This is a genomic window from Rhizobacter sp. P3_C12 (genome assembly GCF_056402735.1).
Genome location: NZ_JBFUGW010000634.1, coordinates 1 through 787, shown reverse-complemented (window position 1 = coordinate 787; position 787 = coordinate 1). Strand labels below are relative to the sequence as shown.

1 protein-coding gene is annotated in these 787 nt (G+C 74.2%); it reads right to left on the bottom strand.

The genetic code is table 11. From position 1 onward, the window contains the following. Positions 1-787: UvrD-helicase domain-containing protein (locus AC1DXV_RS35090; RefSeq protein WP_477938111.1), on the bottom strand; the 787-nt coding region annotated here is incomplete at both ends.

Here is a 787-nt window from a genome sequence, read left to right as displayed (position 1 = left end):
CTCGGTGCTGTGCGCGCGGAAGCCGTCGTACTCGCCGTCGCGCTGCGCCGCCTCGAAGACGCGGTTCAGCGCGGCGATCACCTCGGGCGCGTTGCGCCGCGTGTGGTCGCAGGCGAGCACGTGGCCGCCCAGCCCGCCGGCGACGAAATCGCTGGCCGCGGCGAACACCTTCGGCTCGGCGCGGCGGAAACGGTAGATGCTCTGCTTCGGGTCGCCGACGATGAAGACCGACGGCGGCCGCTGCCCGCTCGCGCCGCCGCCGGCGCCGGCATAGGCCGAGAGCCAGCTGTGCAGCGCATGCCATTGCAGCGGGCTGGTGTCCTGGAACTCGTCGATCAGCACGTGGCGCACGCGCGAATCGAGCCGCTCCTGCACCCAGCCCGACAGGTCGGCATCGCGCAGCAGCGCCAGCGCGCAGCGTTCGAGGTCGGCCATGTCGGCCAGCCCGCGCAGGCGCTTGAACGCGGCGAACTGCGCCAGCAGCACGCGCGACAGCCGCGCCATCCGCAGATGCTCGTCGTGCGCGAGCTGCTGGCGGCTCGCGTGGTGGATGGCGTCGAGCAGCGCGACCGCGTCGTCGAGCTCGGGCGCGGCCAGGTGGGCGCGCAACTGGCCGCTGCTGTTCAGCAAGGCGGTGCGCGCGGCCTGCAGTGCCGCTTCGGCATCATCGAATGCGAGCGCCTGCTCCAGCAGGCCGCCCTGCTTGCGCGGCGTGGCTTTCGGCTGCGCGCCGAGCGCCGCGGCCACGCGCAGCAGCAGGCCGCGCGCCGCGGCGTCGTGCAGGCGC